The sequence below is a fragment of the Halopolyspora algeriensis genome, assembly GCF_003337235.1.
In the GTDB taxonomy this organism is placed as follows: domain Bacteria; phylum Actinomycetota; class Actinomycetes; order Mycobacteriales; family Pseudonocardiaceae; genus Haloactinomyces; species Haloactinomyces algeriensis.
Window position 1 is genome coordinate 1 of the sequence record NZ_QPJC01000010.1, and the last position, 23,742, is coordinate 23,742.

The 23,742-nt window shown below is 69.0% G+C and carries 19 protein-coding genes; 4 read left to right on the forward strand and 15 right to left on the reverse strand.

The window, feature by feature from the left end:
* Nucleotides 1–604: 604 nt before the first annotated feature.
* The 3 genes from DFQ14_RS14950 to DFQ14_RS14960 form a co-directional block, all read right to left on the reverse strand.
* A complete protein-coding gene (locus DFQ14_RS14950) occupies nt 605–4,399 on the reverse strand; it encodes an FkbM family methyltransferase (protein ID WP_141921368.1) in 3,795 nt (1,264 codons plus the stop codon).
* Nucleotides 4,400–4,445: 46 nt separating this feature from the next.
* Nucleotides 4,446–5,789, reverse strand: coding sequence for a type I glutamate--ammonia ligase (gene glnA / locus DFQ14_RS14955; RefSeq protein WP_114453913.1), 1,344 nt, complete (start codon nt 5,787–5,789; stop codon nt 4,446–4,448).
* A 63-nt stretch (nt 5,790–5,852) separates the two neighbouring features.
* Complete coding sequence (locus tag DFQ14_RS14960; protein WP_179951589.1) at nt 5,853–7,439, reverse strand: alpha/beta hydrolase; 1,587 nt, start codon at nt 7,437–7,439, stop codon at nt 5,853–5,855.
* A gap of 83 nt (nt 7,440–7,522) precedes the next feature.
* Here DFQ14_RS14960 and DFQ14_RS14965 point away from each other — a divergent pair, with 83 nt between their 5' ends.
* A complete protein-coding gene (locus DFQ14_RS14965) occupies nt 7,523–9,295 on the forward strand; it encodes an NAD+ synthase (protein WP_114453915.1) in 1,773 nt (590 codons plus the stop codon).
* A gap of 12 nt (nt 9,296–9,307) precedes the next feature.
* Here the strand turns inward: DFQ14_RS14965 and DFQ14_RS14970 are convergent, their stop codons facing one another.
* Complete coding sequence (locus DFQ14_RS14970) at nt 9,308–9,688, reverse strand: hypothetical protein (RefSeq protein WP_246195705.1); 381 nt, start codon at nt 9,686–9,688, stop codon at nt 9,308–9,310.
* A 115-nt stretch (nt 9,689–9,803) separates the two neighbouring features.
* Between DFQ14_RS14970 and DFQ14_RS14975 the strand changes: the two genes are divergently transcribed.
* The 3 genes from DFQ14_RS14975 (at nt 9,804) to panB (ending at nt 11,936) form a co-directional block, all read left to right on the forward strand.
* On the forward strand, nt 9,804–10,673 hold the full coding sequence (locus DFQ14_RS14975) for a helix-turn-helix domain-containing protein (protein ID WP_114453916.1): 870 nt from the start codon (nt 9,804–9,806) through the stop codon (nt 10,671–10,673).
* The gene (locus DFQ14_RS14980; RefSeq protein ID WP_114453917.1) at nt 10,670–10,852 is read left to right on the forward strand and encodes a DUF397 domain-containing protein; all 183 of its coding nucleotides are present in this window, start codon (nt 10,670–10,672) and stop codon (nt 10,850–10,852) included. The genes DFQ14_RS14975 and DFQ14_RS14980 overlap by 4 nt, the downstream gene beginning before the upstream one ends.
* 220 nt (nt 10,853–11,072) lie before the next feature.
* Complete coding sequence (gene panB, locus DFQ14_RS14985) at nt 11,073–11,936, forward strand: 3-methyl-2-oxobutanoate hydroxymethyltransferase (protein WP_114453918.1); 864 nt, start codon at nt 11,073–11,075, stop codon at nt 11,934–11,936.
* Nucleotides 11,937–11,938: 2 nt separating this feature from the next.
* Here panB and DFQ14_RS14990 read toward each other — a convergent pair whose 3' ends face one another.
* From DFQ14_RS14990 to DFQ14_RS15040, 11 genes are all read right to left on the reverse strand, one after another.
* Nucleotides 11,939–12,919, reverse strand: coding sequence for a glutathione S-transferase family protein (locus DFQ14_RS14990; protein ID WP_114453919.1), 981 nt, complete (start codon nt 12,917–12,919; stop codon nt 11,939–11,941).
* 60 nt (nt 12,920–12,979) lie between these two features.
* Nucleotides 12,980–13,381, reverse strand: coding sequence for a DUF4326 domain-containing protein (locus DFQ14_RS14995; protein WP_114453920.1), 402 nt, complete (start codon nt 13,379–13,381; stop codon nt 12,980–12,982).
* 109 nt (nt 13,382–13,490) lie between these two features.
* Entirely contained in the window at nt 13,491–14,156 is a 666-nt protein-coding gene (gene npdG / locus DFQ14_RS15000) for an NADPH-dependent F420 reductase (protein ID WP_114453921.1), read from the reverse strand.
* Between the two features lie 69 nt (nt 14,157–14,225).
* Nucleotides 14,226–15,704, reverse strand: a complete 1,479-nt coding sequence (locus DFQ14_RS15005; protein WP_114453922.1) for an RNB domain-containing ribonuclease — start codon at nt 15,702–15,704, stop codon at nt 14,226–14,228.
* 6 nt (nt 15,705–15,710) lie between these two features.
* Nucleotides 15,711–15,896 (reverse strand): hypothetical protein, encoded by a 186-nt coding sequence (locus DFQ14_RS15010; RefSeq protein WP_114453923.1) that lies wholly within the window; start codon nt 15,894–15,896, stop codon nt 15,711–15,713.
* Between the two features lie 103 nt (nt 15,897–15,999).
* On the reverse strand, nt 16,000–16,467 hold the full coding sequence (locus tag DFQ14_RS15015) for a hypothetical protein (protein ID WP_114453924.1): 468 nt from the start codon (nt 16,465–16,467) through the stop codon (nt 16,000–16,002).
* An 84-nt stretch (nt 16,468–16,551) separates the two neighbouring features.
* Nucleotides 16,552–17,649: a C40 family peptidase gene (locus DFQ14_RS15020; protein ID WP_114453925.1), complete on the reverse strand. Its 1,098-nt coding sequence runs from the start codon at nt 17,647–17,649 to the stop codon at nt 16,552–16,554.
* A 1-nt stretch (nt 17,650) separates the two neighbouring features.
* Nucleotides 17,651–18,238 carry a hypothetical protein gene (locus DFQ14_RS15025; protein WP_114453926.1) on the reverse strand — a complete coding sequence of 196 codons (588 nt, stop codon included), beginning with the start codon at nt 18,236–18,238 and terminating at the stop codon, nt 17,651–17,653.
* A 41-nt stretch (nt 18,239–18,279) separates the two neighbouring features.
* Entirely contained in the window at nt 18,280–20,250 is a 1,971-nt protein-coding gene (locus DFQ14_RS15030) for a hypothetical protein (RefSeq protein ID WP_170206362.1), read from the reverse strand.
* Between the two features lie 2 nt (nt 20,251–20,252).
* Nucleotides 20,253–23,228: an ATP-binding protein gene (locus tag DFQ14_RS15035; RefSeq protein WP_114453927.1), complete on the reverse strand. Its 2,976-nt coding sequence runs from the start codon at nt 23,226–23,228 to the stop codon at nt 20,253–20,255.
* Nucleotides 23,203–23,727, reverse strand: a complete 525-nt coding sequence (locus DFQ14_RS15040) for a hypothetical protein (protein ID WP_114453928.1) — start codon at nt 23,725–23,727, stop codon at nt 23,203–23,205. The genes DFQ14_RS15035 and DFQ14_RS15040 overlap by 26 nt, the downstream gene beginning before the upstream one ends.
* Nucleotides 23,728–23,742: the final 15 nt, after the last annotated feature.

Sequence of the window (23,742 nt, forward strand, 5' to 3'; positions counted from 1 at the left end):
TCCTGAGCCAGGATCAAGCTCTCCATCACGGAAAAACAATCCCAGCAGCACACCCCACCCACACCGGGCAGGATGCACCGGAAAAAACCAAAAAAACGGTTCCGCACAAACACACCGAACCATCGGTACACTGTCAAGTTCTCAAAGAACACACCCACCACAGGCAGGCCACGCCCCAAAGCGCTTTGTTCTGCCGAATACTTTACCAAGCCTTGCGGACCCTGTTGTCAGGGGGGGTATCAACCCCGCCCCAACCGGTCATGCAGACCCGATCATCAAGTTTTCAGCACACCTTGGTCCGGACGCCTTATCCCGGCACCGGAACTCGGTGACTGCACAACTTTAGCCGGTGCGTTTCGCGGCGTCAAACCGCACGCCCCGCACGTACGCGAAAGCAACCCCAGATGGTGCTCGCGCACTCCAGCCGTACCCGACGGGTTTTCCCTGTCGTGTTCAGCTTCCGTGCAGCGCGAATCAAGGTACGTCTCCCACAGGGCGAGGTCAAATCACCTGATCAGACGCTTGGCACCGGGACTTCCGAACATTGTGGACCGTGCGGAGGTTGCGCCGCCCACACCGCGACGCAAGCCGATCCACACACCCTCTACTGCCGGGGGCGCAGCCAGAGCTTGACGGTACTCGCGCTCCCCGCGGCTCCGATGGCTTTCAGCAACTCCTCCGCCGAGACCGCTTCCGACCTGCCGACCGGCACGAGTTCGTAGCCCCACGTGCCGAACTCGCGAAGAGCAGCCGCCGGGTCGTCACTCAACTCGGCCACGCCCGTGGGAGTGAACGAGCACACGACGGAGGGGCGGTCGCGCTGCAGCAGGCGAACCAGCCCCCGCAGGATCCGGTGCACCCGGCTACCGACATCGACATGCACCACCGACAGGCGGAGTCCGCTCAGTGCAGGTTGGTTCTCCAGCTCCCAATCCAGCCGTGTGGCCTGTACCTTCGCGCTTTCCTCCGGCACACCCCCGTGCGATGCAGGGTCCGCGCGGACGTGAAGGCCACCGGAGGTGGACCGTTCGACAGCCAGTTCATCCGGCGTATCCCAGGCCGTGCTGCCCAGGACCGTCAACTGCCCTTCGGCTCTTTCCGGGACATTGACCTCCATGTTGCGCCACAGCAGCTGCCTGCTCCGCTCGCACGGTTCGACAGCCACCACGGCCCCGGTCGTTCCCATCCGGCTCAGCACCCGGACCGCTTGATAGCCGACATAGGCACCGATGTCGAGGAAGATTCCCTCGGGCTCCAGAAGTCCGTCGATCAGCGTGGAAACCTCGCGATCCCAGTGAGCACGGGAGGAAAGCCACGGCAGCATCAGAGTGTCGTCGTCGGGCAGGCGCATCAGCCCGGCGTCACACACCACAGGCGTGCCGGTGTCGTCGCCCGTGCTCGTGGTGCGCTCGTGTTCCCGCAGCACGATCCGTTGCAGGATGTCGGTGCGGTGCAGTGCGTGGTCCGCATCGTGCGTGGCCTGTTGCAGTCCCGCTTCGAGGGTGTGCTCCCGGGAACGCTGCGCCTCCGCCCATTCCCGCTCCAGGCTGTCGATGCGGTCCAGCGTCTTTTCCACGGCACCGGTCAGCCGGTCCAAGCGTTCGGCCAGTGCCCCGACCCGGTCGTCGTCGCCGCCGCGTTCCGAGGCGAGTCCCTCCTCGACCTCGCGGAGCCTGCGGTGATGCTCGGCGAGGTCGGCCCTGGCCCGGACGATCCCGTCTTCGGTGCCTGCGAGTTGGGCACCGAGCCGGTCCTGCCGCTGTCCGAGGTGAGTGAGTTCGGCACGCAGGGATTCGACGTCGAGATCCTCACCGGTGTCGGATTGGCGGCGCAGCAATTCGGCGGCAGTCTGCTCCACGCCGTCGACCAGGGAGCGCATGATCTCGCGAATGTGCTCGTCATAGTGACCGAGTGCCTTCAGCACGGCCTTGCGCAGCGCCGGCGCCATCGAATGGCGGCCGCCGACCCCTACCTCGGGTGGGCGATGCAGGGCATGGCGGGCGATGAGCAGGGGACGCAGGGGATCGTCCTGCCCGTCGTGACGATCTCCGGACCAGTGCACCCGCCAATTGCGGTATGCCTGTTCCACTCGTTCGCGCAAGCCCTCCGCCGCTCGTGTCATGCTGTACTCGGCCAGCAGGTGCTCCCGAGCGGCGAGACCGAAAGTGGCGCTCTTGTCGGGAGCCTCCGCCACACCCGCCAGGAGGGCCGCGGCGGTCCCGATGTCCGGTTCTCCCTCGCTGTGGCAGGGAACGAGCTTGGCGCACTGCTCGTCCAGCACTTCCGCGACGGCGCCGTGATCACCGGCAACCACCGGAATCGCCTGCGCCACCGCCTCGAGGAGGCGCAACACGTAGCGATCGCCACCCGTACCGCCTTCGGCCCGGTGCAGCGAGGCCACGCAGTCGGAGGCCGCCAGGACCCGATCCTGGGAAATGTCCTCCAGCAGCACGATGCGGGGGTCCGTCGTGGTGGCCAGGCGGAGGCGCTCGGCTTCTTCCGGGTGGGTGACCGCTTCGCTGACAGCGAGGAGCAGCCGCACGTCGGAGCGGTCGGGAAATGCCGTGAGGAACGCGTTGACCAGGCCGAGCGTGTTGCCCTGCTGCTCGTCGGCGTGATCGACGAATCCTGCGATGGCGAACTCGTCGGCGAGGCCGCACTCCGCGCGTGCCTGCCTGCGGGTCGGCAGCTCCATGGGGTCGCTCTCCGGCAGCGGCAGGGTGATGACGTGAGTCCTCGCGTCTCCCCGGAGACGGCCCGCTTCCGACAGCACCCACGTTTCGGCACCGGCGGTGCCGTTGTCCGTCGAGGGCGCGGTGTCCTGCTCGGAATGCTGCTCGGGCAGGATGTCGATCACGTAGTGTCCCGCGGGTACCGGAAGCTCGGTGTCGCATCGCAGGACCACCGGGTAATGCGGCGTGTCGGCGGACGGCAGTCCGGAAGCCCGCACCGTCGCGCGCACCAGTTCGGCCACCCGCCCCTTCCCGAGGACGGCGACGCCGAGCTGGTCGATCATCGGGGCACGTCGATCGCCGGCTGTCCGGTGTACGGCCGCCGAGGGAATCCGGTTGTCGGCGGCTCCGGCACACCACTCGCGGAACGCGGTGGCGTCGACACCGAGCGGGTCCGGATACGTGCGCTGCAGCACCGGGTCGTCGGACCAGACCGCGACGGTCCAGCGCGAGGCGCCTGCCTCCCGCTGCCGTTCGTTCTCGGCCGCACACGCCCATTGCAGGAACGACGACACAGCATCGGTGCGGTCCCGCGGGAGCTCGAAGGGGCTGACCGGCACGTCCTCCCCCACTCGCTCGGCTTCCCACCAGGCGTACCGGTATGCGGTGCGCAGTGCGGCGGGCACCACGGTTCCGTCCGGCAGGGTCTCGAAGGGGGACGACTGCTGCCGGGTGTGGCCGGCTTCCATCAGCGCGTTGCGGTATCCGGCGCACAGCCGCGCCAGCACCGGGTGCTCCGACAGCAGTACGCGCGGTTGATCCGCATAGACCGCCGACAGCAGCCAGGGCCGCTGCGGATCGAAACCGTCGAAGTGCACGGTGCGCAGCACGTGGCCGTCCACCAGGTACCGACCGTCCGATGCGCTCTCCAGGGTGCGCTGCGCGGCGTTGAAGGCCGAAACACCGAAACCGGGATCGCGAAGGACCTGGTGATCCACCAGTGCGGAGGCGTTTTCCAGAAAGCCGAACGCGGTGGTCGGGTCGGCCCGCGACTGCTCCGCCCACGCGGCGAGGAATCGTTCGCCGCCGGGCCCCACGGCGAGCATGTTCGGGTCGAATGTGCCGGATTCGGCCAGGTCGGCGGCGTTGGGGCGCGCGCTGTCGGCGGGCAGGGGATGCAGCACTCTCGGAACCAGTGCCACCGGCCTCGACGGAGTCAGTGTCGCCACCACGTCCTCGAAGCCACCGAAGATCCGCACGCAGGGTTCCAGGGCCAGCACGCAGGCGCCGTCCTGCAGCAGATGGGCGAGCAGGCGCGGGCGCAGCACCGCGCGGAGTTGCCCGGGAGTGCAGGCCATCGCCAGCCGGGCGAATTCCGGGGACTCCACCCCGATACCGCGTGGGGTCAGGACCTCGGCACGCTCCTGGTCACCGCTGTCTTCCGTGTCGTCCAGCAGCAGGATGACGAACCGGGCTCCGGGGTGGCTGTCCAGGAACGAGTCGCACAACACCCGGGCGGCGGGCAGTTGGCTGCGGTAGGCGACCGTGCAGCCGAGCAACGGCGCCGCAGGAAGGACGGAACCGCCTGCCGTTTCCTCCGAGGTCTCCGGAGGCCATTCCGGCTCGTCCGGCCTCCCCTCCGATTGCTGCGCGAAGGCGGGTCGAGAGCCGAGCGTCGGCTCGCTCGGCTCGCCGGAAGGCGCGTCGGACACCTGGTCATCAGTCACGCGTCCGAACCTACCGCCGCGTGCCTGCCGGGAAACGGACCGCTCCTCACAGCATCGGCATCAGTGTGCGCAGCTCGTAGGGGGTGACGTGGCTGCGGTAGGCGTCCCACTCGTCGCGTTTGTTCCGCAGGAAGAAGTCGAAGACGTGCTCACCGAGCGTTTCGGCCACCAGCTCGGAGGATTCCATCTCACCGAGCGCCTCGTTGAGGTTCTGCGGCAGGTTCGCGTAGCCGGCGGCCTTGCGCTCGCTTTCGGTGAGTGACCACACATCGTCTTCGGTGGGCGGAGGCAGCTCGTATCCCTTCTGCACTCCTCGCAGGCCGGCCGCCAGGATCATCGCGTAGGCGAGGTAGGGATTGCATGCCGAGTCGAGGTTGCGGATCTCCACTCGGCGCGAGGAGGACTTGCCCGGGGAGTACATCGGCACCCGAACCAGGGCGGAGCGGTTGGCGTGGCCCCAGCACACCGCCGTCGGGGCTTCGCCACCGACGACCAGCCGCTTGTACGAGTTCACCCACTGATTCGTGACCGCGCTGATTTCCCGCGCGTGGCGCAGGATCCCGGCGACGAAGGCGCGGCCGGTCTCGGACAGCTCGAAGGGGTCCTCGGGGTGGTAGAAGGCGTTCTGGTCACCTTCGAACAGGCTCACGTGGGTGTGCATCCCCGAGCCGGGTTGCGTACTGAACGGTTTGGGCATGAACGAGGCGTGCACACCCTGGGTGAGTGCGACCTCCTTGACGACGTAGCGGAAGGTCATCACGTTGTCGGCCATGGTCAGCGCGTCGGCGTAGCGCAGGTCGATCTCCTGCTGTCCCGGTGCTCCCTCGTGGTGGCTGAACTCCACGGAGATCCCCATCGCTTCCAGCGTTTCGATGGCGTTGCGCCGGAAGTGCGGGGCCGCATCGTGGCTGGCCTGGTCGAAGTAACCGCCCGAGTCGGCCGGAGTCGGCTCACCGCCGTCGGTGGGACGGTCTTTGAGCAGGAAGAACTCGATCTCCGGATGCACGTAGCAGGTGAATCCGGCTTCGGTCGCCTTGGACAGGGTGCGGCGCAGCACGTGCCGCGGATCGGCCCAGGCCGGGGAACCGTCGGGCATCGCGATGTCGCACAGCATCCGTGCCGAGTAGTGTTCGCCATCCGGAGTTTCCCAGGGCAGCACCTGGAAAGTGGCCGGGTCGGGCTTGGCGATCATGTCGGATTCGTAGATCCGGGAGAATCCCTCGATGGCCGAGCCGTCGAAGCCGATGCCCTCGGCGAAGGCACCCTCCAGTTCGGCGGGCGAGATCGCCACCGACTTGAGAATGCCGAGGACGTCGGTGAACCACAGCCGAACGAAACGGATGTCTCGTTCCTCCAGGGTACGGAGGACGAACTCCTGCTGACGAGTCATGCCCGTAGCCTAAGGCCTCCGGGACGTGTGCACTGCGGCCCACCCGTCGGCGGCGGCGATCGTTCAGCTCGTGCAGCGGGTGCCTTCCTGCGGCGGCTCCAGGGTCACGAGGTACCGGATGCCCGCTTCGTTCACGCACGCGTTGTCCTGCAGGAACACGGTGTGCTGGGTGCCTTCGAAGGTCAGCAGGCGGGCTCCGAGCGTGTCCGCGAGCTCCGCGCCGGCCTCGTACGGCGTCGCCGGGTCGCCCGTGGTCGAGATGACCAGCGTCGTCGGCAGTTTCGCCGCCTCGGGATCGCGGTCGTCCGCGGTGACCGGCACCGGCCAGAACGCGCACACCCCCCGAGCCCCGCTGGGCGGGTGACCGTTGTCCAGGAACGGGGCGGCCTGCCGGTAGCGACGGTCGGCCTCTCGCAGCCGCGCGCGGTCGGTCAGCCGCCGATCGTCCACGCACCGCACCGCGTCGAAGGCATCGGTGGTGCCCGAGTAGCTCCCGTTCTTGCCGCGCCCGTAGTACGCGTCGGCCAGTGCCTTGAGGGCCTGCCCGCGCCCCTGAGCGAGCTGGAGCAGGCCGGTGTTGAGCTGCCCCCACAGGCGCTCGGAGTACAGGGCCTGGATCGTTCCGGTCGTGGCGTCCGAATAGGACAGCTTGCGTCCGGCACCCGCGTCGATCGGCTGCTCCACCAGAGGCCGGGTCAGCTGCTGGTACACCGAGACCGCCCGTGCGGGATCGTTGCCGAGAGCGCAGTTGTCCTGCCGGGAACACCAGGCCGCGAACTTGTCGAAGGCCTGCTGGAAGCCGGCGCCCTGCGCGACGAGCTCGGCCACCTTGCTCTGGTCGGGGTCGATCGCGCCGTCGAGCACCATCGCGCGGACGTTGCCGGGGAACTGCTCGGCGTACTCGGCGCCGATGCGGGTGCCGTAGGAGAAGCCGAGGTAGGTCAGCTTCGTGTCCCCGAGCGCCGAACGCAGCACGTCCATGTCCTTGGCGACGTCGCGGGTGCCCACGTTGGCCAGCAATTCGGTTCCGCTGCGCTGCGCGCACTTGGCCGCGTAGGCGCGGTTCTCGCGTTCGGTCTGCGCGATACCCGCGGGTGAGGTGTCCGCGTCGGAGTCGAGTCGTTCGGCGTCGCGTTCGGCGTCGGTCAGGCAGTTCACCCGAGGCTCGCTGGCACCGATTCCGCGGGGGTCGAAACCGACCAGGTCGAAGCGAGTGCCGAGTTCGGTGCTCGAGATCGGGCCGGCCAGCCCGGCCGCCATGAGCATGCCGGAGGCGCCGGGACCACCGGGGTTGACGACCAGCGATCCGATGCGCCGGGTGGGGTCGCTTGCCGGTTTGCGCAGCACGCCGAGGGTGATCGTCCGCCCCTGCGGATCGCTGTAGTCCAGCGGAACGGTCAGCCGGGCGCATTCGACCGAGCCTTTCCGGAAGGCCGCACGAGTCCGGTTGCTCGTCGCGTACTCCGCGCACGGGCCCCACTCCAGCGCCTGCCCGTAGTACTCGCCGAGGCCGGGGGGCACCGTTCCGGCCGGCCCGTTGCGTTCGGTGTGCGGCTGCAACCCCTGCGAACCCTCGGGTTCCGGGGTGCAGGCGGCGGTGAAGCCGAACAGCAGGAGGAGCGCTGCGATGGCGGTCAACAGACGAGGCACTCGACGATCGTGGCACGGATCCCTCCTCGATCGGCGGGCAGACCCGGGCGCTGCGCGCAACGCGTCTGCGCGAAGATGGGGGCATGCCCCAACTGCGCGTCGCTCTCGCACAGGTCAACGCCTGTGCCGGTGACATCACCGGCAACAGCGCGATGGTTCTGGACTGGACACGCCGAGCCGTCCAGGAGGGCGCTCACCTGGTCGCCTTCCCCGAGATGGTCCTGTCCGGCTATCCGGTCGAGGACCTCGCGCTGCGGAAGTCGTTCGCGGCGGCCAACCGCTCCGAGCTCGACGCGCTGGCCCGGCGGCTGCTCGAGGCCGGCTGCGGGGACGCCCTGGTCGTCGTCGGTCATCTGGACCGTGACGACGAGGGGGTGCGCAATGCGGCGTCGCTGCTGTACGGCGGTGAGGTCGTGGCCACCTACTACAAGCACCACCTGCCCAACTACGGCGTCTTCGACGAGGCACGGTACTTCGCACCGGGCCACGACCTGCCGATCGTCCGCCTGCACGGCGTGGACATCGGGGTGGTGATCTGTGAGGACATCTGGCGCAACGGTGGCCCCGTGGCCGCGCTGGGCCGGGTCGGCGTGGACGCCGTCGTGTGCCTCAACGGCTCGCCCTACGAGCGGACCAAGAACGATCAGCGCACACCGCTGGTCACCCGCAGGGCGGCCGAAGCGGGGGCGCCGATGGCCTACGTGAACATGGTCGGCGCGCAGGACGAGCTCGTCTTCGACGGTGGCTCGCTGGTGGCCACGTCCGAGGGGGAGGTGCAGGCGCGAGCTCCGCAGTTCGTGGAGCATCTGATGGTGCTGGACATGGACCTGGCTGCCGGTGGCCACACCTCCACCGACGTCTCTCCGGAGCCGGTGGAGGAGGGCACCCCGCTACACTTCCGACCGGATGCGCTGCCCGCATTCGGTGTCGAGCGGATCATCCTGCAGCCCGATCCGCTGCCGCCTTACGAGCCGCTGCCGCCGCCGCGAACTCCCGAGCCGCTGCCGGAGGAGGCCGAGGTGTGGTCGGCGCTGGTGACCGGGCTGCGCGACTACGTGCACAAGAACGGCTTTCCGGCGGTGACTTTCGGTTTCTCCGGGGGGATCGACTCGGCGGTGTGCGCGGCATTGGCCGCCGATGCGCTGGGGCCGGATGCCCTGTACGGCGTGTCGATGCCGTCGAAGTACTCCACGGAGCACTCCCGGTCCGATGCCGCCGACCTGGCCCAGCGGCTCGGCTGCCACTACGAGGTGCATCCCGTCGCCGACATGGTCGAGGTGTTCGTCGACCGACTGCAGCTGTCCGGGGTGGCGGAGGAGAACGTGCAGGCCCGCTGCCGCGGGATCACGCTGATGTCGTTGTCCAACCAGCTCGGGCGTCTCGTGCTCACCCCGGGCAACAAGACCGAGCTCGCGGTCGGCTATTCCACGATTTACGGCGATTCGGTCGGTGGTTTCGCACCGATCAAGGATGTGCCGAAGACGCTGGTGTGGCGGCTGGCACGGTGGCGCAACGCGGAGGCCGCCAGGCACGGCGAGACACCGCCGATTCCGGAGAGCTCGATCAGCAAGGCACCGTCGGCGGAACTGCGTCCCGACCAGGTGGACACCGATTCACTGCCGCCGTACGAGACTCTCGACGAGATTCTCGACGGGTACGTGGAAGGCGACCGCAGCTATGCCGACCTGGTCGCCGAGGGATTCGACGCGGATCTCGTGGAGCGGGTCCTGCAGATGGTGGACCGCTCCGAGTACAAGCGGCGCCAGTACCCGCCGGGGTCCAAGATCACGTTCAAGGCCTTCGGCCGGGACCGCCGCCTGCCGATCACCAATCGCTGGCGCGAGGTGCGGCCGTAGGTCGGCCGCCGCTCATGAACGGGGTGCGGCGGCACGGGCCTGCTCGAAGGCTTCGGCCTGCACGGTCAGCGCCCGCACTCCCGCGACGTTGACCCGGCTGTCCTCGGTGTACGTGGCCAGGACCTCGTCGCCGCCCCACAGCAGGTGGAGCTGCCGCAGGTAGTAACCGGGATCCCTGTTGGCTTTCCAGGTGCCGAACTCGGCGGTGTAGAGCCCGAACTCGTGACGTCCCCTTGCGAGCTGCTCGACGGCCCAGGCGTGCAGGTCCTCTCTGAGCTGTTCCGGGTCCACCCTGTCGGCATCGACCTCCGCGCTCGCGACGAGCGGGGCGCCGCCGACCGAGCTGGGATTCGGAACTTCGTCGAGCGTGTAACCAAAACGCACCGCGATCACGTTTCCACCCTCCGGATACACTGCCGCCACACCTGGTCAGCGACTGCACTGCCTGACATGATCAATATAGCTGCCAATTGACAGTGCCACATGGCCCCGAATGGGTGATCGTCACATGGGTAAGCCCCGCGCGACGCTCGAACGTCGCCAGCTCGGTGCAGAGCTTCGTCGGCTGCGTGAAGCCGCAGGCAAGCAACAGAAAGAGGCAGCTGCTGCGATCGAGTGCGACATCAGCCAGATCAGCCGCGTGGAGCGCGGCGAGCGCGCGTTCAAGGTGCTGGAGATCGAGGCTCTGCTCGACTTCTACGGCGCACCCCAGGAGTCACGAACACAGATCACCGAGCTGGCCCAGCTCGCCCGTCGGCGTCAACCACGACGGATGTACTCCGACACGCTGCCGGGAGCCTTCCGCAGGCTCAGCGACCACGAGCAGGACGCCACCGAGATCTACTACGCCGAGAGCGAGCTCATCCCGGGGCTTCTGCAACACGAGGACTACATCCGCGCCATGATGCGGTCAGCCCGGTCGGCAGTCTCCGGATCGAATCAGGAAGACGTGGAAGCACGCATCCAGTTCCGGTTGGATCGCCAGGAACTCATCACTCGCGATTCTCCACCGAGGATGTGGTTCGTCATCGGCGAAGCGGCCTTGCGCCGCCCTATTGGCCGGTGGGATGTGTTGCGAAAGCAACTCCTGCACTTGCTCGACGTGATCGAACGTCATCCTCACATCGTGGTCCAAGTTGCTCCGCTGGCTACGGTGGACCATCCACTGCTCGGTGGTTCCATCGAAATCGTGCACTTCGGAGGAGCGGCCCCGGACATCGTGCATCAGCCGACCTTCATCGGAGGTGGTGTGTACATGGATGATGAGCAGGACATCGCGGAGTGCTCGCACGCCTTCGACCGCCTGCGAGCCGTGGCGCTCGGACCGGAGGAGTCCCGGGACTTCATCGCCGAGCGCGTGAAGGAGTTGGAGACATGAGCAACTACCGGACCGACTGGTTCACCAGCAGCTACAGCGGCCCCAACAACAACAGCTGCGTCGAGGCCCGCTTCACCGGCCGAGGCATCGACATCCGCGACTCCAAGGACCGCCAGGGCGGGCACCTGAGCTTCGACGCCGACCGCTGGGCCGACTTCCTCCGGCAGCTCGACAGGTGACACCGACGGCGGCTCCCGGAAGGTGAATCGCCCGATCCGGTGGTGATCGATAGCCTCTGCGCCGATCGCGGGAAGGCCATCCACGGATCGACCGAACCACATGTGATGTGTGTCGAAAGTCATCCCACGCCGGCATCCGACCGTGTCACTCTGGGACTGCAAGCATCCCCACAAGCCCGTGGACCCGCCGGGCGGGCCGCGAGGAAGAGGATGGTCGATCATGACTGCGACACCGGACGAAGCCAACCGCACGGCCGAAACCACCGCCCCTTACGGCTCTGCCCCGCCACGGCGCCGGGTACGGGTCCATCACCTGCAGGAACTCAAGGAGCGCGGCGAGGCCTGGCCGATGCTGACCTCCTACGACATGTACAGCGCCCGGATCTTCGACCAGGCGGGGATCCCCGTACTGCTCGTGGGCGACTCGGCGGCCAACAACGTCTACGGCTACGACTCCTCGCTGCCGGTCACCGTCGACGAACTGCTGCCGCTGGTCCGCGCCGTGTCCCGCTCGGCCGAGCACGCGCTGGTCGTCGCCGACCTGCCGTTCGGCTCCTACCAGGCCTCACCGGAGCAGGCCCTGGAAACCGCGGTGCGGTTCATGAAGGACGGCGCGCACGCGGTGAAACTGGAAGGCGGGCGCCGCTACGCGGCCCACGTGGAGGCGCTCGTGGCTGCCGGTATCCCGGTGATGGGCCACATCGGGTTCACCCCGCAGAGCGAGCACGGGCTCGGCGGCTACCGCGTCCAGGCGCGCGGCGAGCAGGGCGAGGAACTGGTCGCCGACGCACTCGCACTGCAGGAAGCGGGTGCGTTCTCGGTGGTGCTGGAGATGGTCTCCGGCCAAGCCGCCAAGCGGGTCACCTCCGAACTGCGCATCCCCACCATCGGCATCGGCGCGGGGCCGGACTGCGACGCGCAGGTGCTGGTGTGGACGGACATGGCCGGGATGAACACCGGCCGCACCGCCCGCTTCGTCAAGCGCTACGCCGACCTCGGCGGCATGCTGTCCGAAGCCGCGAGCAACTTCGCCGCCGACGTGCGGGGTGGGAGCTTCCCGGCCCCGGAGCACAGCTTCGACTGACCTCACATGCTGGGCGGGGTGCCGTCGCCGAACGGTCGCCCGCCCAGCGCCGCACGCCCGTGCGGGGTGTGCCAGCCGGACAGATTCGGCCCGGCCGGGACGATGCCGGTCGGGTTGATCTGGGCGTGCGTACTGTAGTAATGCCGCTTGATGTGGTCGAAATCGACCGTGTCCCCGAAGCCCGGTGTCTGGAACAGGTCGCGGGCGTAGGCCCACAGCACCGGTAGTTCGGTGAGCTTGTGCCGGTTGCACTTGAAATGCCCGTGGTAGGCCGCGTCGAACCGGACCAGGGTGGTGAACAGCCGGATGTCGGCCTCGGTGATCGTGTCGCCGACCAGGTAGCGCCGGGACTCCAACCGCTCGGACAGCCAATCCAGCCGGGCGAACAAGGCGTCGAAGGCCCGCTCGTAGGCTTCCTGCGAAGTCGCGAATCCGCACTTGTACACGCCGTTGTTCACGTCGGAGTAGACCACGGCATTGATCTCGTCGATCTCCTCCCGCAACTCCGGCGGATACAGCGACGGCGCCCCCGGGCGGTGGAATCGCGCCCACTCGGTGGAGAGGTCGAGCGTGAGCTGCGGGTAGTCGTTGGTGACCACCCGTCCCGAGGCCACGTCGACCACGGCGGGAACGGTGTAGCGCCCGCTGTAGTTCTGATCGCCCGCCAGGTAGGCGTCGGCCAGGAACGACAGGCCGGTGACCGGGTCCCGGCCGTCCGGGTCGAGCGTGAACCGCCATCCCCGCTCGTCCCGCAGCGGGTCGACGATGCCGAGCGAAAGCACGTCCTCCAAGCCCAGCAGGCGGCGAGCGATCACCGACCGGTGCGCCCACGGGCAGGCCAGGCTGACCACCAGGTGGTAGCGGCCGGGCTCGGCCTTCCAGCCGGACGAGCCGTCGGCGGTGATCCGATCGGTGAACCGGTTCGACTGACGTACCCACTCACCGCTGTTCGACGTCTCCGCGCCGAACTGAGCCTTCGTCATAACCCCAGATTACCGAGATTCGAGGCGACCGACCGGTTCGCGGCCGTGGGTGGATAGCGCTCACCGGTTGGCGCGCCGGGCGAGGACGTCGGCGTGGCAGGGCTGCGGGGCGCACCAGCAGCCCAGGGCACGGGAGGCGAGCTCGCCCTGTTCGATCCGCCGGAGCAGCTCCGGCTGGTCGTCGAGCCACTGCTCGTAGTCGCGCACCATCTTCTCCCGGTCGGACTTCGCTTCCCGGACGAACGGGTTGGCGAAGTCCGATGCCGGCCAGGCGTGCCGCGGGCTGCCCTTTCCGACGTAGACCACCAGCCCCTCGGAGACCAGCCAGGGCACGAGATGCTTGTGCGGGCCGCCTTTGCGCACGTTCACCACCGTCGAGCGGCCGCCGAGGACCTCGGTGGCCCGGGCGCGCTCGTCCTCGGTCCAGTCGCCGGCTTCTTCCGGAAGCTTGCTGCTCGCCACTGCTCGCCCCCTTCTTCTGCGGTTCCGATGCTCCCGTTCGGAGTGAACGGAACTTTCACCCGCATAGAAGTAACGAAAGTTCCGTTCACTCACATCCGGGCGCGGAGCCTCACACGTCGGTGACCCGCAACCCCGCGTGTGCCTTGTAGCGACGATTGATCGCGATCACGTTCGCGGTCAGGGCCTCCACCTGGTGCGCGTTGCGCAGGCGCCCGCCGTAGATGCCGCGCACCCCCGGGATCACGTCCGCCAGCTCCCGCACCACGTCGGTGGCCTCCCGGTCATCACCGAGAACCAGGACATCGAGATCCACGTGAGTCACCTCGGTGTCGGCCAGCGTGACCGCCGAGACATGGTGGAACGCGGCGGTCACCCGCGAATCGGGCAGCAGGGACTCGGCCTGCTGCGCGGCACTTCCCTCGGGAACCGTCAGCGCATAGGGCCCCTTCTTGTCGAAACCGAGCGGGTTGACGCAATCCACCACGATCTTGCCCGCGAGCTCGCCCTTCAGCGAGCGCAACGTGTCCTCGTGCCCGTCCCACGGCAACGCCGCCAGCACGATGTCGGCCTCCGAGGCGCAGCCGGCGTTGTCCCGCCCGGTGATGTTCCCACCGACGGACTCGGCGATCTCGGCAGCCGCCTCCTGCGCACGCTCGGCCGCACGCGAACCGAGCACCACCGTCAGCCCCGCCTGGGCCCACCGCATGGCCAGCCCCTTGCCCTGCGGTCCGGTTCCGCCCAGCACACCGATCGTCTGCTCCCGCACACCAGCCACAACGGCCCCTTCCCTCGCGTTCGATACTCCGATGTCCACGATCATGCCCGAAGCGGGAATGCCGCCGGATCACACGGGTGTGGGCGCGACCACTTCGAACGCGACATCGCGCTGCACCGGGTCGGCCTCGGTCAACCGCACCCGCACGCGCTGCCCCTCGGAGAGGTGATCCCCGCAACAGCGTGCGATGACCGGCGGAGCGGGCACGAAAACCTCACCGGACTCGCCGGCACTGCCCGAGCGCAGCACGGTGGCTGTGAACTCGTCCCCGATCCGGCCGGCCAAGGCCCACGCCTGGGCCTGGGCGATGCAGGCACGCTCCACCTGCCCCGCAGCCCTGTCCGAACTGCCCATCGCGGAAGGCAGCTGCGGCAACGCCGCACGGACCCATTCCGGCACCTCGCGGCCGGCGTGGACGGCCAGGCAGATCTCCGTGCCGTACCGGTCCGCGAGCCTGCGCAGCGGCGCGGTGACATGCGCGTAAGCCGCGCCGATTCCCGCGTGGCGGACCTTGTCCGGCACACCGCCGTCGAACACCGTGTATCCCGCGCCGCGCAGCAACCGGGTGGCCGACACGTGCAGGGCCAGCGCTTCCGGCCGTGCGGGATCGAGGCCGGACAGGAACTCGGCGGGAGTCTGCCGGTCGGGCCATTCCAGGCCGAGTTCGAGCGCCGAACGGCGCAGGGCGGCGATCGTCCGATCCTCCGGGTCGGGGACCGTGCGCAACACGCCGATCCCGCCGGAAAGCATGATCTGTGCCGCACACATCCCCGTCAGCAGGGAGATCTCGGCGTTGAAGGCTTCCAGCGGCAGCCGGGGGCGCAGCGTCAGACGCCATCCGCCCGCACCGTCGGACTCCACCTGCTGCTCGGGCGGGCCCAGCTCGATCGCTCCCCGGTGCACGGCCTGCTCCCGCCGCAGGCGGCCCACCTCGGGAAGCAACGCCACGGCCGGCGGGGCGGCACCGAGCTCCAGGGACTGCTGCACTCCCTCGTAATCGAGCCGGGCCACCGAACGGACCACGGCCCGGCGCACGTCCACCCCGACGGCTGTCCCGTCGCGGTCCAGGTCGATGGTCCACAGCACGGCCGGACGTCTCTGCTCGGGCAGCAGGCTGGCCGCGCCCTCGGACAGCAGCGTCGGATGCAGCGGCACGTTGCCGTCCGGCAGATACAGGGTCTGACCACGGCTGCGTACCTCGGCGTCCAGGGCGCCGCCCGGCGGGACGAAGGCCGCGACGTCGGCGATGGCGTAGTGCACCCGGTAACCGCGCCGTCCGCGGCGATCGATCAGCAGAGCCTGGTCGAGATCCTTGGCCCCGGCCGGATCCACCGTGACCATCGGCAGGTCCGTGGCATCCACGCGGGCCACATCGAGTACGGGCTGCGCCGCGGTCTGCTCGACCTCGCTCAGCGCGGCGGACGGATACTCCACCGGCAATCCCAGCTCCGCCCGGATCGCCGAGAAATCCGGGTTCCCGGCGGCAGCGGTGCCCGCGGGCACGGCGGAAGCATCACCTCCGCCGTGTGCCACCCGGGTTGCCGCCATGGGACCTCAGTTCCCCTCACTCCAGCGGCGATCGGCCTCGTCGGCTGCCTCGGTGCGCTGCCGAGCCAGCTCCAGAGCATGGGCGGCGGTCTCCCTGTCCGGATACGGACCCATCCGCTCCGCCGAGCGGCATCCGGGACCGAACTCGACGTCGTGATGCTTCAGACAGAAATACCAACCGTTCGGGTCCATACTTCGAGCCTCGCATGAGCACCGGCGCCTGTCACGTGCTCGAGCCGTATCTCCCCCTGTCGCAGGCCGCGAACCGGGAGGCGCGGGGAGCGCAACCCGCCGGTCACCGGGCCGGTGGGGCCGGTGGAGGTGCGGAACCGGCCCCCGAGCCGGGGGGCTGGATCGGGTCCGAACACGAGACCAGGACCCGCCGCGTTTCCGGGTCGGAGATCCGGCTGCCGTCCCGCTGCCGGTACTCCAGCTCGCCGCTGTCGGCGACCTCGACGGTGCACCCGACCTCGGCGAGCTGGTCGTCATCGAGGTCGACCAGCCGCTCGTAGCGGGAGGGCACCACCCGGTAGACCGGCCACGACAGGTACCCGAAGGCCTCGTGGAACTCGGTCAGCAGCCTGCGCATGTGCTGCTGCCACGGCAAGGGCAGGGACTCCACCAGCGAGCGTGGCAGCACCACGTATCCGCTGTCGACTCCGTACCGGCCCTCCGAGTGCTCGACCCCGGTCAGGTAATCCCCGAGCGGGGTACTCGACGCGGGTGGACCGGTGGGCCGCGGAATGGGATCGGGGGTGAACATACTCGGCCTCCTGGAGAGTGCGGCGACATCGCCGTCCACTGCCCGGCCACCACCGGCAACCGGACAGCGTCACAGCGGGCACCTTCACGGCGCCCCCGAAGCAGCGGGTGCCGGAACGTTCTCACCGGCCGGATCCGCTGCGGACAGTCCTGCGGGCGCGCCCACCGCGCTGCCCCGATCGGCCTCGTGCGCGGCTGCCCGCGCCGAGGAGTCCGGGACCGGACGCACCACCGTCGGCATCAGCTCGCCGCCGTCCCACAGCTTCGCCCGCTCGACCGTCTCACCCGGCTGGGGGGCGTGCAGAACCATGTCGTCGCCGAGGTACATCGCCACGTGGTGGATCGCGTCCGGGTTCCGGCCGTACCCCCAGAACACCAGGTCACCCGGCTGGGCCCGGGACAGCGGCACGTGCTTGCCGCCCCGGTCGTACTGGTCCTGAGAAACCCGGGGGATCTGTACGTCGGCAGCGGCCCACGCCCGCTGCGTCAGCCCGGAGCAGTCGAAGGTGTGCGGGCCCTCCGCTCCCCACACGTACGGCTTGCCGAGCTGATTCTTCGCGTACTCGATCGCCTGGCCGGCCAGCAGCGTGGTCGACGGCAGGGACTCGCACCCGCTCGTGCCGCTGACGCTGCCCTCGGTGCTGACCAGGTGCGCCGCCATGGCTTCGGCATCGTGGTAGCGGGACGGAAACGCCGAGCGCTCGACCGCCTGGGCCGCTTCGCCCGGCCGCATGTCCTGCCAGCCCTCGACGGTCAGCAACACGTCGTAGAACTTGTTGATCGCATAGTCCACGTTGGTGACCTGAGCAACGCTGCCCCACCCCTGCGAAGGACGCATCTGGAACACGCCCTGCGAATCGGCATGTCCGTAATGGACGTTACGCAGGTTCGATTCGGTTTTGCCCGCCTGGATGGCGATCTGCCAGGCACGCGGCGGCAATCCCCGCTGCTTGCCGATCTCGATGATCCGCCGCACGATCCTGCGCTGCTCCGGTCCCAGCGCCCCAGCGGCCCGCTTGCCCCGTTGCTCGTTGCCGCCCCACACACCCGGGCCCGTGCTGCACTGCGCCCAGCTCTGGCCGGACCGGCCGCCGAGGCCGGAGAGCACCCCCATCACGGCGCCCACACCGACCAGCGCACCGAACCCCAGGAACACGACCAGCGCGATCGCCAGTTTGCGCATATCAAGCCGCCTTCTCGTAACCGGCCACCCGCCACCCGTCGGGGGTTGCCGTTACTCGGACCCGGATGGCACCCGCGTCGGTGGGCAACCGGACCTTCATCGCGGTCGCGGTCGAGGTGGTCGCCTCGGGTGATCCGGTGACCTCGGTCGCCGCGACATTCGCCGGATCGATCGAAGCCATCACCGTGATGAACTCGGCGGTGGTGTACGGGCGCAGCCGGTCGAGCCATTCGCCGGAATCGGTCCCGGGCGGGTGCTTGACCCACTGCCTGCCCCAGGCGTCCACCACGGCCAGCCCCGCCGGATCCGGCGGAACCGAGGAGGGCGACGCCCGCGGAACCGAGATCGTCGGTGGCGAGCCGCTGGTGTCCGCGGACGCGCCGAACTCCGAAGTGGCAAAGGGCTCCTGCGCGTGGTGCTGCTGCCCGTGAGCTCGGCTCGGGGACGGCTCCGGCAGCAACAGCCCCACGGAACCGACCACCACGGCCAACCCGATCACCGCGGCGATCAGGTGCTTGGGGGAACGCAACGGCCATCCCCACAACCGGCGGTAGACCGCGGCGCGTCCCCGGTGAGTCCGGATCGGCATGACCCTCCTCTCACGCAGCTCCGCCCGGGAACGGGAGGTTGTCAGCCATCGGTGACCTCCAGCCCCCGTGTCGGGTGATAGATGACGTTCACCGGTTTCCCGGCCACGACCTCGGGGTCCGGCCTGCGCCGTGTCCCCGGGGACTCCGAGGGAGTCACCTCCGAGGGCGTCACCGCGCCCGCTCGGGACGGCACGAGAACCGCATCCTCGCCGTGCGTGTCCCAGGTGGCGTCCACCACCGGGGCGGTGTCCACGGCCCGGCTGGTGCCGGGGGCCTGCGGCAGCGCGTTCGTCCGTCCCGCCGCACCGGGACGCTGCCTGCCCGTGCCGCCGGCTGCCGACGGTGGCTCCTGCCCCGCGGCACCGGCCGGCGGTGGCCCCGTCGACAGTTCCGGCGGCATGTTCTCGCGGTCCATGCGCTGGGCCGTGGCCGCCACCGACGGTGCTTCGGACTCCGGCCGGACGCGGCGCCGCCTGCCCCGGGGCGGCGGGGCGGAGCCGTCGTCGGGCTCGGATTCCCGCACCTGGTCCCAGAAATCGTCCTGCGGGGCGCGTCGCTCACCGCGGGAGCGTCCCCCGAACCGGGAGAAGACGCTGGACGGTACCCGCGGCATGGCACCCCCCGCGGCGCCGACCGACAGCTCGATCATCTGCCCCATCCTGCGGAGCGGCTTTCCGAGCATGAGGAACACGATCGTCAGCAGCCCGGCCAGCAATATCCGGGTGAGAGCGGAAAAGCCCCGCGCCGGATCGAAGACCCAACTCAGAACCAGGGTGTGCATCCCGGCCATCGCCGCGATCACCACGACGTTGAGCAGCGCCGCCCCGGCCACACGGCCGACCGTGCGCAGCACTTCGTGATAGAGGAGCGCGACCAGACCGATCAGCGGCCCCGCCAGGATCAGCACCCGCAGCAGAACCTGGGCGAGCAGAATCGCGGCCTTGGCCAGCAACTGGAACGACGTGTAGGCGAAACCCTGGAGCATGGCCAGCATTCCCGCGCCGATCCGGCTGCCCTGCACCCCCCGGAAGTAGCCGTAGGCACTGCCCATTTTGGACGCGACTTCCTCGAAGGCCCGCTTTTTCTCCTCGGCAGAGCCCGCGTCCTCACCGGCGAGCACTTCCTCCTTGCTCCAGGCCTGAGCCGCGAGCAGTTCCATGCCCAGTTGCTGGGCCTTCGGGGAGTCGGGGGTGCCGAACTCGCCCCGCAACCAGTTGCGATAGACGACCTCGTTGTGCAGCAGAGTGGGCAGCGCGTCGCGTTCGTCGACGCCGACCTCTTCCAGAAATCCCCCCTGCACCGCCGAAGTGCCGGTGATGACCACTTCGTCCAGTGCGTGGGTGTAGACCAAAGGGGTGAGGTAGGTCGCCGAGGCGAACCACAGTGCGGCCAGGGCCCACATGGTGCGCTTGCCGATCGTGGCCAGGTCGCCCTGCCAGATGTAGCGGAACAGCACGACGGCCAGAATCAGCGCGGCCAGGCCGAACCACGGGGTGAACACGCTGTCGTACAAGGCGACCGTGCCGGTGGCGACCACGTCGTCCAGCGGAGCCAGAATGTTGCCGGAGAGCAGGGCGTAGTGCAGCCCGTTGGTGGCACCGACGAGATTCTTGGCCACATTGAACAACTGGTTGCCGATCCAGGTACCGACCAGCGCGTTCGGGTTGGTCACACCTTGCGGGCCGCAGCCGAGGTCGTAGGTGTGCCATACCTGACCGGCGTAGCCGTAGAGGTCGTAGGCACTGCCCGACTGGCCGACACCGATCGGGGCGGGATCGAGCGCACCGACCATGCCGGCACCGGGACGTTCCGGGTTCGGCGGCTCCGTGCAGTCGAAAGGCTGGGCGGAGGCAGGCACACCGACCAGGACCTGCATGCCGACGATCGCGGACACCAGCAGCAGGGCACCGCGCCGATCGGCGTGACGCGACCGGACCACCGGGGTGTTCGCCGCACGGCGTGCCCGGACCAGCACTGCGGCCGCCACCAGCGCAATCACGACGAGCCACACGGCTACCGAGCCCCCTGCACGTCGTCGCCGGCCCGGTGACCGTTGCTTCCGGCGGTCTCCTCGTGTTGCGAGTCCGGCTGCTCGCTCCAGCCGACGCTCGCCGGCTCCAGTTCCCACTCCTCGAGCTCGGCGAACTCGTCACGGTCTTCCGGATCGCCGGTTTCCCCGTAGGCGCCGGGCTCTTCCGGAACGCCGATTTCCTCGGGCACCGGCGCGGCGATCGCATCCGAGTTGGCCGTCCGTTCGGCGGGGCCGTCGGCACGACGCGGGGGGCCGTCCTGCCGGGTCGTCGGGGTCGTGTCCAGCGCATCCCGCAGGTGTTCCAGATGGGGACCACCGAAGTCGATGCGGATGCGTTCCACACCACCGGCCCCGTCAGCGAAGATGAACTGCCGGGGGGCGCGGTCCCGCTCGGTACCGTTGCGGGACGGTCCGGGCCGGCGCCCCAGCTCCGCCACCACCTGCTCGTAGCCGACGTCGACCGGCACCTTCAGCAGCCGAAGCGCGTCCGACTGCGCTTGCTCATCGTCGAGACGGCCCACGAACACCGAGTCGAGCAACGACGCGAAACCCTCGATCCGCAAGAAGTCCGCGGGAATCTGGCTGGACAGCAGGACCCGGACGTTCCACTTGCGAGAGTCACGAGCGAACCGGTTCATCAACACCCGGCCGGTGGGCACCTCCGACAGGAAGAACGCCTCGTCGATCCACACGCCCTTGCGCTCCTCCTTGGGACGCTCGTAGACGGAGCGCTGCGTGAGCCAGGCCGCCAGGTTGAGCAGCTGAACGCCGATTGCCTCGCTGTCGGTCCAGTGTTCCCGCCCGACACCGTCCTTCGGCAGTGTCAGACCCGCCATGCTGAGTACGGTCAGCCGATCCTCGCGGGTCTGCGAGTACGGATCGGCATCGGTCTCCGGAATCAGCAACGCCATCCGCTCGCGCATCTCGTCGAGGAAGTCGGCGACCACGACCGCGTGCTCGTGGTGCTCGCTCGCATCGCGCCGCAGCGCGGCGAACACCAGACCCGGGTGCGCGTCCGCACGACCACCGACGGCACGGACCGCACGCAGCAGGACGATCCTCGTCTGCGGCATCCGCGCGACCTCGTAGGGAAGCAGCCCGGTCAGCACATCCAGGACCAGCCGTCGCCGGGTCGCCGCGGCCAGGGCACGCTCGCGTCGCCAGCTGCGTTCCGGATCGTCCTCGTCGGCGAAGTGCTCCAGCTGCGGTTCGGCGACGACGCGATACGGGTTGAGAATGCCCGGCTGGGCATTGAGCAGGTTGATCGGTCTCGCATACGGGCGCAGTTCCGGCAGCCGGCACAGTTCCGTCAACGGCCCCGACGGATCCAGCAACGTCCAGTGCGCACCGGAACGCAGCGTCTTGTAGACCATGCCCCCGCCGAGGAAGGACTTTCCTCCGCCGAGTCCCGCGACCATCGCGGTCAGTCCCGAAGCATCGCGAATCTCCTGGGCCATCCACGGATCCCAGGCCACCGGGCGCCGGGTCGCGGTGCAGGTCTCCCCGAGCAGGATGCCGCGCCGGTCCCCGACGTCGGCCGTGGCCTGCGGGACGGCCGAGGCCGCCCACACGACCGATCCGCGCCGCAGGTACGCGGCCGAGGCCAGTGACTCGCCGGGAATGAACTCCCGCGCCATCGCATACTGGGCTTCCGGATGCTCGATGGCGACCTTCGGTTTGTACAGGTCGAGGATCTGCTGTGCCAGGCGCAGCGCGTCGCGCTCGGTGGGGCCGGACACCGCCATGCGCCACCACGAGCGCACCCGGGTGGCCAGCGCGGTGAATCCGGAGCTCATCTCGTCGTCGATCTCGAGCACCCGTCCGGCCTGCCGCTCCAGCGAGGTCGGTGGTTCGAGCCCGTGCTCCTCGGTGTAGTGCCGGACCTGGGAACGCACCTTGTTCATCTGTCGCTGCAGCTCACCGCCGACGTCCTCGGGACGGCGCACGTAGATCCGCGCCGACCACTCGACCGGTGCGGGCAGACGGTCCGCATGCTGCATCCACGGATCGTCCATCTCGGGAATCTGCAGGCCGTGCGTCTGCCCCACGGTCAGCACCGCGACGTGCCGGGTCACCCCCGCGTTCGACCCGGTACGGCCCCGGACGGTCGCGGTCGGTGCGTAGGGCTCCTGGTGCATGTCGGCGGCATCGGTGAACGACGCGAGGTCCTCCGGGGCCCACTCCGCCGCGGGCACCGCGGGCATGTTGCGGGGCGCGGGCAGGCCCAGCGAACAGGACCGGTGCATCAGCCAGGACATCTCCTCGGCGGTGACCGGCCGCCCGTCCAACCCGGCCGATCCGATCACCTGGTCCAGATGCTCGATCTCGCTGTCCAGGGCGACGAGCTCGGCCTCCACCGCTTCGGGAAACACCTTGCGCAGCAGAGGCGCCGCCCGTTCGACGGCCCGGTCCATCACGTTGCGCGTCTGGACCTGGACACCGAGATAGACCTCCTTCTCCGCCATAGACCGGCCCATCAGCTGCTGTTGCTCACCGACCATGTAGTCGTCGAAACTCAGCGCACCCGATACGTCGGGCAACCGGTTGCGGGCGTTGTACACGTGCGCCTCGGCCCACATCCGGATGGGGTAGGGCCTGCTGGTCACACGCAGGTGCATCCAACGTCCCTGCAGCTCGGCGTACTGACCCGCGATGGCATTGATGAGGTTCTGCCGCTGCGAGTCCGAGCGAAACGACCACCGCTGTGAGGACAGCCGATACCAGGCGAACACGTCCTGACCGGTACGGAGCAGGTGGCCGTCGATGGAGCGCGCGGCGATCGACGGAGTATAGGAGGGAATCGACTGCTCGTCGGGCAGCCGACGTCCCTTGCGATTGCCGGAGGTTGCCGCCCCGGATCTCCGCCCCTTCGACGTCCCCGACCGGGCGGCACCGCGATGTGGTTGCCCCGAGACCTGGTGCGAGTCGCGCTCACGACCTCGCCCGCGACCGAACACCGCGAACCTCCTTGCTGCGTGTGCGCCTGCTGGGAGTGCCACTTCGGCCGGCAGGCTTCCTGGAGCGGTCGGCGGGCCGGCGCCCGCCGCTTCGTCTGGCTTGTCCGGACTGCCCGGACTGCTTCGATCGTCGGGGGCGCGGCCTGTCGGCATGCACCCGGATCTTCGCAGCACTGGCAGCGCCTCCCCGGCCGCTCGCCGTCTTCCTGGGAGCGGTCAGTTCACGCAACCACATCACCATGACCGCACTCAGCGGCCGTTCGTGGCTGATTCGGGAGCAAATGATGCGAGTGAGCGCGACCGTGATGACAACGGCCCACGCGGTGGAGAAGAAACCGAAACCGATGTTCATCCTCCGCTCGACCGCCAGCACGAGCAGGAACACCACGATTCCCACTCCCCAGGCGACGTAGCGCGCTCGCCACGGAAACGTCGCCTTCGGCGGTCCGAGCCAGACGGCATCGACCCGATACACCTCATCGTCGGTGCGTATCCGCATGTTCAACCAACCCGT